General features: G+C 59.8%; 7 protein-coding genes. 4 read left to right on the top strand and 3 right to left on the bottom strand.

Going from position 1 to position 8,338, the window contains the following annotated elements:
* Positions 1-187: 187 nt before the first annotated feature.
* Both BST14_RS26950 and BST14_RS26945 read right to left on the bottom strand, forming a co-directional pair.
* Positions 188-988 carry an SDR family NAD(P)-dependent oxidoreductase gene (locus BST14_RS26950; protein WP_083067351.1) on the bottom strand — a complete coding sequence of 267 codons (801 nt, stop codon included), beginning with the start codon at positions 986-988 and terminating at the stop codon, positions 188-190.
* A 36-nt stretch (positions 989-1,024) separates the two neighbouring features.
* Positions 1,025-2,152 carry a TIGR03857 family LLM class F420-dependent oxidoreductase gene (locus tag BST14_RS26945; protein WP_158085940.1) on the bottom strand — a complete coding sequence of 376 codons (1,128 nt, stop codon included), beginning with the start codon at positions 2,150-2,152 and terminating at the stop codon, positions 1,025-1,027.
* Between the two features lie 211 nt (positions 2,153-2,363).
* Here BST14_RS26945 and BST14_RS26940 point away from each other — a divergent pair, with 211 nt between their 5' ends.
* The 4 genes from BST14_RS26940 (at position 2,364) to BST14_RS26925 (ending at position 7,805) form a co-directional block, all read left to right on the top strand.
* Positions 2,364-4,004, top strand: a complete 1,641-nt coding sequence (locus BST14_RS26940) for a PEP-utilizing enzyme (RefSeq protein ID WP_083067349.1) — start codon at positions 2,364-2,366, stop codon at positions 4,002-4,004.
* A gap of 146 nt (positions 4,005-4,150) precedes the next feature.
* Positions 4,151-5,566 (top strand): long-chain-fatty-acid--protein ligase, encoded by a 1,416-nt coding sequence (locus BST14_RS26935; protein WP_142279639.1) that lies wholly within the window; start codon positions 4,151-4,153, stop codon positions 5,564-5,566.
* Between the two features lie 29 nt (positions 5,567-5,595).
* Positions 5,596-7,080 (top strand): acyl-CoA reductase, encoded by a 1,485-nt coding sequence (locus BST14_RS26930; protein ID WP_245845783.1) that lies wholly within the window; start codon positions 5,596-5,598, stop codon positions 7,078-7,080.
* Positions 7,077-7,805, top strand: a complete 729-nt coding sequence (locus tag BST14_RS26925) for an alpha/beta fold hydrolase (protein WP_083067346.1) — start codon at positions 7,077-7,079, stop codon at positions 7,803-7,805. Before BST14_RS26930 ends, BST14_RS26925 begins: the two co-directional genes overlap by 4 nt.
* Positions 7,806-8,154: 349 nt before the next feature.
* Here BST14_RS26925 and BST14_RS30620 read toward each other — a convergent pair.
* On the bottom strand, positions 8,155-8,338 hold a 184-nt coding region (locus BST14_RS30620; protein WP_211280828.1), incomplete at its 5' end, for a hypothetical protein.

Genomic DNA, 8,338 nt, shown 5'->3' with positions numbered 1-8,338 from the left:
CTTGTCGAGCCTTCCTGCCCACATCGTGGGCTGCAAGACTCTCACAAGCCGTGGATCAACCAACCGGGGTCAGGCCAGTAGGTGCAATTGCTACGTGCCGCTACGTTGTGCTTGGACTCAGGGTCGGATAAGACAGCATGTGCCTTGCCGGACGGGCGGTGCGCTTGAAAAGACTGGCCGCTCGACCTCATCCATTCGACAGCAGGCGACGGCTGCCGCGAAGCCATATTCCGGTCGGTAATGCGCCGCCAAGGTAGTAAAGCGCACGGGGCCCAAGATTCGGCACGACCTTTCTTCGCCCTACGGCAAGGGCATCCAATCCAGCCTGGGCGCACCGCGGCGCGGATATGGTTAGCGCACTGGGCACTCGATCGGACATTTTGTGGACCTGCGCAACTTCGGTGAACTCCGTTTCCACCTTCCCCGGGCACAGAACAGTCACCGTCACCCCGCAGTGCCGCAGTTCCTCATGCAGCATTTCGGCGAACGATGTTACTGCGGCCTTCGTCGCACAGTATGCGCCGAGATTCGGCGTGGGTTGATTACCAGCGCTCGACGATACGATAAGAATCGCACCCCGTTGGCGCGCGGCCATAAGCGGCGCCCAGGCCGAAGCGAGCATCACCACGCCCTCTATGTTGGTTCGCAGCATCGTCTGTAGTCGGTCAGGATCGTGTTCAATAAACGGTCCGCCCATTCCGAATCCCGCGTTGAGAACTGCTGTTTCGACGACCATCCCGCTTTCGTCGAGTTCTCGGACTAGGTGTCCCCGATCTTGAGCGCTAGAGACATCGCATCGCTTCACGATGGGAGCCGATCCGCGACTCTCGAGTTCGGCGGCCAACTTCTCGAGCTTGCCCAGACTTCGCGCAACGAGAACGACACGGTGGCCTGCATGTGCAAGCCGACGCGCGCATTCGGCGCCAATCCCTGACGATGCACCCGTAACGATTGCAACGGTATTTTGCGACGGCGCTGGGATCGCCATCAGCGCCGTAACCGGTAGGAAGCAAAGTCCTCACAATCAATCATTGCGATTGCTCTCACGCCGCCACGCATCGATCAGCTTGACGCTATCTGCGGGCGTGCTGCCGTAGAGCATTATCTGATCTGCTCCCGCCCGCCGGTAGTCCTGCCATCTCGACACACATTTTTCGACCGATCCGATGGCGCAGGATTCCTGCATCCATTCCTCGGGAACCAAGGCGCCGGGCTCAAGTAGCTGACTACGGTAGAACGATTCGTCGGCGCTCGGGCTGACCTGACCGCGCTGACCGAACATGGGATGCTCACCGATTCGGCGGATCACATCCATGTCCCAACCATTGGCGCGGACATAGCGTTTCGCCAGAAATTGATACCCACCAACGACATACGTCACGAAGCGAGCTGACGTTATGTTGGCGGTTTTTACCTCGTCGAGTTCACAGGCCGTTACCACTGACTGGCATACCTGTGCGCTATTTGGGTCCAGCCCGATGCGCTCTCGCTCCTCTCGGAAGGTCTTCACAGCGCGTTCGGTCGCTTCGGCCGTAAGCATCGGCATGAGCATGAGGCCATCGGCTACGTGTGCGGCTAGCTTGCAGGCTTTCGGCCCACCCATGGCGCAGTACCAGATTGGTGGCGGCGGTCCCTCGAGCGTGTCGACCATGCGCAGGTTGCGAAAGCGTCCGGCTGGCCCGTCGTAGTTGACTACCTCGCCACGCAGCAGCGTCTTGATCATCTGCACGTAGTCGGCGAAGGTCTCGGCGGTGTCGCCAAACGGCAGGAGCCCGGCGCCATCCGGTGCCTCGGTAATTCCTCGTCCGAGTCCAAGAATGAATCGCTCCCCAAAAGCCGCTTGCATCGTTGCCGCGAATCCAGCTATGACAATTGGCGGCCGGGACGACGTGACGATTGGACTGGTTCCGATTTCAAGCCGTGTGGTCACCGCGCCGATGCCGCCGAGCAGCGCGGGTGCATTCTTCAGGTCGTATCGCTCAGTGAGAAAGGCAGTTTTTATCCCAAGACGCTCTGCGTCAACGGCCTCGTCGAGCGCTCGTCGCGGCCCCGCTCCGTGCCCGGGGGCGGGGCCTTTGACGCGCCCGGGCATGAGATACACAGCGAGGTCGTCGATCACCGGTTCAAGTTCCACGGCCGCAGTCGTCGTCATGCTACAAAAGCATACGAGTTCATACATTCTTATTTCAAGCAGTGGTAGCACTTACCATGAGACGTGATAGCCCGGCGATTAGCTGCTCTTCACACAGTGCATCTTGTGGCCGACGCTGATAGGGGTCCGTAGCCTGTGCCTGGCCGCCGCCCCGGACGCCAGATCATTCTTAGTTCGAAATATATCAGCTATCCTATAAACTTCGATAGCTATGAGCTGGCGAGAGGGCGAAATCGCGATGGACGATGCGGGAATTGCGACTGCCTGCCAAGATCCCCTGAACATGATCAGCGGCGTTGGCACCGCCTGGACCACGGCCAACGCAGGCGAGGCGATGCCCGGTGTGTTGTACCCGTTGGGTTGGACCTTCTGGGGTGACGGTGTGAACGCCGTCATCATGCGGGTGTTCCAATCGCTGGGGCTCCTCTCGGCTCGTGAGGCCGCCGCGCTCGACCCGTCGATAGCCGATCACCGGTTCTTCGGCATTTTTGCCGGACGCGCATGTGTGAACGTCAGCCTGGTACGGGCGATGGGTGATCGCATACCGGGTTCGACCGGCGACGCCATCGAAAAGCAAATGTTCGGCGGTCTCAATAGTGGACTGGTCAATGAACCGATGCGTCGCCGCTATCCTGCTGTCGTCGCACGCCTACCGATCGTACTGACGCAGGCTATCCGTTCGCTACGATCGGCTCGGATAGCCAATGAGCGTTACTGGCATGAGGCGATCGCTTCCCCGCCCCAAACATTGGACCAGGCCCGGCGGCTATTGCTTGCGGCAACGGGCCGGTTCGAGTCGACGATGATCGTGCATCTACAAAACACGTTGATCGCCCAGGCCCTCTACGACCGCACCAGTCAACTTCACGGCGCCGATGATCTCGCAGACCACTTCGCCCTCTCCACCGGGTACGGCGCGATGGAGGAAACCGCCGTGTTGCAGGGCATCTGGGAGATGGCGCACGGTTTGTGCACGATGGACACATTCCTGAACGACCATGGCTACCACGGACCCCGCGAAGGCGACATCACCGGCCGCAGCTGGCGTGAAGACCATGCTCCCATCCTCAGCATGATGGATCTCTATTGTCGCGTGCCGATCGAACGTTCACCTCGTGAAGTCGAACGCGCGCGAGTTGACGTCCGACGCGCGGCTGAGCGTCGTTTACTCGCCGGTCTGACACCGGCGAAGCGCCCGTTCGTGGCGCTGCTCCTGCGATGGACCGCGCAGGCCATACTTCGCCGTCAAGTCGGTAAGGTGGCGTTCTTGTATGCGATCGACGAGGCACGCGTCGCGGCTCGATCGGCAGGTCAAATCATGCACGCGCAGGGGATAATCGAGTCGCCCGACGACATCGCGTTTCTCACCGTCGACGAACTCACAGCTCGGCCGACCCGGTTCGCCCAGCTTCGTGACCTTATCGCTCAGCGCAATGAAATACGTTGCGACTACCTCAAAACCGAAATCCCGCGGCATTGGACTGGCAATCCCATCCACACCAGTATCGCTGCCCGGGTAGCACGCAGCGAGGGGGTTGGTCGGGTCTCAGGGCTACCCGTCAGTGGTGGTGTAGCAGAGGGAACCGCCCGTGTCGTAACCGATCCTGTCGCCGACGGGATGGATGAAGGCGACATATTGGTATGCAGCACGACTGACCCGAGCTGGGTGCCGCTGATGTTTTTGGCGGGCGCTGTGGTCGTCGACATCGGGGGTCCGATGAGCCACGCCGCGATACTCGCTCGGGAACTCGGCATTCCCTGTGTCGTGAATACGATTGATGGTTCACAACGGCTCCGCGACGGCGATCCTATCCGTGTTGACGGCTCGACTGGTCACGTCGTCGCTCTTTAGCAGCCTCGCGGCAGTCGGGCTTGACGGTCGGCGGAGGGGCCTACGGGATTGAGTGCGCGACCACCCTTGCGGACTGATACTTCAAATATGTATTTTCGTATCTTATGACAGATGGCCGTGTCATGGGGGGCATCCATGCTGATGCCGTGAACATGGTCGAGGATCCAGTCAATTATTTCGGCGGGTCGCTGACCAGAATGCATTCGATGCCCTGGCGCGAAGTCGAAGTATGTCAACGCGACGCCTTGCAGTGGCGATTCGACACTTTGCGCGATCGGGTACCGATTCTGCGTCACACGGCCGAGCGCCAAGGCATCGACCGAATCGATGACTTAGAAAGCGTCATACCACTGCTGTTCGACCACACCGTGTTCAAGTCTTACCCGACATCCTTGATTGACAACAAACGGTTCGACCAGCTCACCCGCTGGCTTCAAAAGCTCACGACGCATGACTTGTCTGACGTGGATACGTCGGGATGCGTCGGGCTGGACGATTGGTTCGATGTTTTAGACCGCGACACGCCGTTGTGCATCGCACATTCGTCAGGGACCACGGGCACCCTGTCGCTGCTGCCATGGGACAAGCAAGAATGGGACACGTTGGGAGCCTTGCACAGTGCGCTAATTTTGCAGCGATTCGGGCAGGACGAGGACTGCCGGACCCACGACGGAATCCACGTGGTTTATCCCTTCTATCGCAGCGGCGCACTCGGGCATCTACGCAATAACGACCAAGTGGTCAAACACATCTCCAGAGGAGAGCAACGCTTCCACGCGGCCTATCCCGGACGGCTCAGCTCAGACGTTATGTATCTGGCAGGACGATTGCGGGCCGCCCAGGCCAGCGGGCGGCTGGATGCGTTGCGGATCGATCCATCATTGCTCGAGCGCAAGGAAGCATTCGATGCGCAGACAGCGCTTGCGGGTGAGCGGATTGCGGCATTTTTCGATGGCGTTCTCAACGAACTGACCGGTCAACGCATTCTCATTCTGAGCACCTGGAACCTCATTCACAAGATGGCCAAAGACGGTCTGCAGCGGGGCATGCGGAACCAATTTAGTGAAGACTCGATTGTTATCTCGGGCGGCGGCGCCAAGGGGATGACACCACCGCAAGGATGGAAAGACGACGTGATGGCCTTTGTCGGCAACGACCGCGTCCGCGGCGGCTACTCGATGTCCGAGGTCGCGCTGGCCGCGTTAGGTTGCGAGTACGACCACCACCATGTCAATCCATGGATTGTTCCCTTCGTTCTCGATCCGGCCTCGGGCGCCCCGCTCCCCCGGACCGGGATTCAAACTGGCCAGGCGGCATTCTTCGATCTACTTGCCCAAAGTCATTGGGGCGGTTTTATTTCAGGGGATCAGGTCACCCTGAGCTGGGCCGCGGACTGCGGTTGCGGCCGCTCCAGTCCGTACTATTTCGACACCGTTTGCCGGTTGGCTGATCAATATGCTGGCGATGACGACAAGATCACCTGCGCCGCAACCGCGAAGGCGCATGGTGATGCGTTGGCGTATCTCAATGAATTAGAAGGCTCCACGACAGCATGGTCGTGACATCAGTGGGCGCAACCGAAAACTCGCCTGTGGCCGACAATGTCCCTGTTGTACCGCTGATCTTGCGCGGCCAGGTGATCTTCGACGACCTGAAAACGTTCAACGGCCGCGGCGCATCGACTTTTCGTACACCTGATCTGCAGCAGCACCTCAACCGGTTGCCGCTGCCTCACGTCGACGGTCTCGCCGACCTACAGGCGTTGAGCACACGAGAGATAGTCGACTTCCTTGCTGAGCTCGGTACATACCTCGACATCAACAACAACGTGTATCTGCAGCGGGCTCGCCACCTTTCGTATGATGCGGCGCCGACCACTCCGCCCATTATTGATGAGGAGTACCGGTTGCTCACCGCCTCATTTGGCCGCGAGGTCCTCCAAGAGGTCCTTGGCGATGAGGCTCCATATCTGGATGGATGGATTCCGCGCACGCTGGCAACCGGTCAGATCGTGCGCACCCGCGCATTCGGTGCCCGCGCGGTCCATGTCATAGCGGGCAATTCACCGCTGATCTCGGCGTTGACGATAATTCGTAGCGCCCTGACGCGCAGCGACAGTATCATCAAATCACCGTCCAACGATCCCTACACCGCCGCCGCGCTCGTGCAAACGATGTGCGATGTGGCGCCCGATCATCCAGTGACACGCCACATTTCAGTGGCTTACTGGAAGGGCGGCGACGACCAGCTCGAAGAGCGCATTTATCATCCCTCGAACGTCGAAAAGGTCCTCGCCTGGGGTGGAATGACCTCAGTTAGGCACGTTACAAAATATGTTCAGCCTGGTCTGGAGCTGATTTCATTCGATCCCAAACGAAGCTGCAGCGTTATCGGGCCCGCGGCTTTCTGCGATCCCGAAACCCTAGTCGACGCTGCCCACCGACTGGCCCTGGATATCGGACAGCTCAACCAGGTCGGCTGCGTGAATGCACGCCTCGTCTACGTCATGTCTGGCACCGATGACGACGGGATTGCTAAGGCAAATACCCTAGGGCAGTTAACCTATAGCGCAATGCTGGCCCTCCCCCCGCATCTGAGCACGACGCCGAAAACGTTTGATGCCGAACTTAAAGCCGAACTGGAGGCTATCCGGCCGCTAGGCGAGTGGTATCGGGTCATCGGAGGCGAGCGTGGTGAAGGCGCGATCGTGATCTCACAACTACCTGAGCCAGTAGGTTTCGCCGCGATCCTCAATTGCCGTGTCGCCAATTTCGTTCCGGTAGACGACATCGGGGACATCATGAGGTATATGGACGCCTACACGCAGACTGTTGGTGTTTATCCCGAGGCACTGAAAGAAGATTTTCGCGACACTCTGCCCCTTGTCGGCGTTCAGCGGCTTGTCACACTCGGCTTTGCCTGTGCCGGATCGTATGGCACAGCCCAAGACGGAATGGAACCCGTTCGTCGAATGCTGAGATGGATTGTGGACGAGGACTCCACTGGTCTTCCGGTGGCGGTTGAGCCGACTGACAGATCTATCGACGTAGACGCTGAATCCGCTGTTCAATCATGAGATTCGTCCTCGTTCATGGCGGAATGCACGGCGCGTGGTGCTGGACACGGCTTATTCCCGAACTCACCCGGCTGGGCCATAGCTGCGCGGCGATCGATCTACCCGGCCATGGCGACCGTCGCGGGGAGGCGGCTACGCTGGGCGGCTACGTCGAGGCGATCTTGGAGGTTTTAAGTCCGGGGGACGTCTTGGTGGGGCACTCGATGGGTGGAATTCCGGTGACGGTGGCCGCCGCTCAGTCAGTCGACAAACTGCAGCACGTTGCTTACTTGGCGGCCGGCGTACCCGAAGAAGGCAAGTCGATCGCTGAGCTCAGCGAATTAGTCGGCGGTCTAGGGCAGTTCGTCGAAGTCAAGGATGACCAAAGCATCGCCATATCATCGTTTGACCACGCCACTGAGCTTTTCTACCACGACTGCGATCCATCGACGGCCCGCTGGGCTTTCGAGCGTCTCGCTCCGCAAAGCCTTGCACCAATGACCGCGCCGGTTACGGCCTCGGGCTTCTGGACGTCGGATATACCCCGCAGTTATATCTTGTGCGAGCTCGACCGCATGATGACGCCGCGGGCCGCTGAGCACTTCGCCGAGCGACTAGGGGTCATGCCACTGTCGCTGCAGGCCTCGCACTCACCGTTTTTGAGCCTTCCAGAAGAAACCGCACGGCTATTGATCGACGCGGTAATGACACAGCCCGTTCATCCGCCCGCGCCCGGCGAGATGTGACGTTCAAAGCCGGTCAAACCGCGGCTTGCGCAACAGATTGCTTGACCGACGGCGGCAGGTAAAGAAGAACTCAGCACAACGACCTTTTTCAGGCAAGTCGGCTTTGAGCGCCGAGCGACAAACCGGCCCTGCGGCGGATCGGCGATGCGGCCTAATCAGTAAGCCAGGCCTCCGGTTCCCGACCGGGAGGGCGCGCAGCGTGGGCCAACCACGGCGAATCACCGATAGTGCGGGTGCGGTTGGCAGTTAGCTCATGGCACAGCGTGCTCCGCCGTTCGACCACGACCGCGACGTGCATTATTTCGCCCAGTTCCGTCGAGTCCCTGACTTTGGTTGCATAACAGGCTAATCAGCGTTCTCGAACCGAGACTGCGTTGGCGTAGGTGCGGTCTTCGGCGCGCAGCAGGTAGACCGTTGTGACCGCAATCCATACCACGTCGAGACCAATCACGATCCTGACCGGACCCCGTGAACTGGTCCACGGCGAAGGAGAGTCGTTCATTGGTGGGTACAGGTGGCAGCGTAGTGGGCTG

This window comes from Mycobacterium arosiense ATCC BAA-1401 = DSM 45069, from assembly GCF_002086125.1.
Taxonomy (GTDB): Bacteria; Actinomycetota; Actinomycetes; order Mycobacteriales; family Mycobacteriaceae; genus Mycobacterium; species Mycobacterium arosiense.
Note: the sequence above shows the minus strand (reverse complement) of the source record. Positions and strands in the feature narration are given on the sequence as shown.